We start from the raw sequence: 1007 nt of genomic DNA on the forward strand, positions 1-1007 counted from the left end.
TTATCATCCCTTCATTAGTATTAAGCTTTTCTACTATGACCTTTGCCGACTCTCAGCAAATATATCTAAATAACGGCAGCTATGATATTCCAGCCATCTTTTCTGTACCTGATAAGAAAATAGATAAGCAAATACCTGCGGTGATCATGCTCCACGGCACTGGATCACAAAAAGATGAAGTGGGTAATTTATACAAATCTCTCAGCGAAAAATTAGAAGCGATGGGGATTGCCTCTATTCGTCTCGATTTTGCAGGCAGTGGCGACAGTAAAACATCAGATCTAGAATACTCTTTATCTTCTGCTGTTCTCGATGGCAAAACTGCTTTTAACTATCTTCAAGATAATCCACAAATCGATAAAAATCGCATTGGGGTTATCGGCTTTAGCCAGGGTGCATTAATTTCACAATTATTAGTCATCGAAGAGCCTAACATTAAATCACTCGCTGTTTGGTCTCCTGCTGTTGGTAATGGCATTGCGCCAATGAAAGCCTTTTTTGAGCAATACTATGACGAGGCAAAACAGAACGGCTACGCACTCATTAACTATGATTGGCGTCCATCGTTAAAGGTCAACCTAACATGGTTTGAACAATTAAAAGCCCAGCAATCATTAACTTTGATGAAGCAATTTACTGGCTCTTTATTAGCAGTTTCAGGTACTAACGATACCGTCCTACCTTGGGAAAATGCGAATACACTGATCACCGCATCTGGCAGTAAAGATGCGACAGCTGTCATCATGAAAGATGGCGATCATATCTTTAATGTCTTTGATCCAAAGGCACATCAAAGTAAAGAACTATTAGAAATAACCGCCAATTGGTTAAATTCGCGTTTATAAATCACTATTTACGTAAAACGCAACAAAGCCGCTAAGGATTAACTTAGCGGCTTTGTTTTATGTGGTGGAGCAGTTCTGGTTATAAGAGGATTTGCTCAAAAATCACTTCAATATATGGAAAAATAACCGCGAATTATTTCACTACCACGATTATAATATTAC

1 protein-coding gene is annotated in these 1007 nt (G+C 38.5%); it reads left to right on the forward strand.

Going from position 1 to position 1007, the window contains the following annotated elements:
- Nucleotides 1-845, forward strand: an 845-nt coding sequence (locus tag E5A76_RS03150; RefSeq protein WP_222932506.1) for an alpha/beta hydrolase family protein, incomplete at its 5' end; no start/stop codon positions are given.
- Nucleotides 846-1007: the final 162 nt, after the last annotated feature.

It is taken from the genome of Photobacterium lucens, from assembly GCF_009873615.1.
In the GTDB taxonomy this organism is placed as follows: Bacteria; Pseudomonadota; Gammaproteobacteria; order Enterobacterales; family Vibrionaceae; genus Photobacterium; species Photobacterium lucens.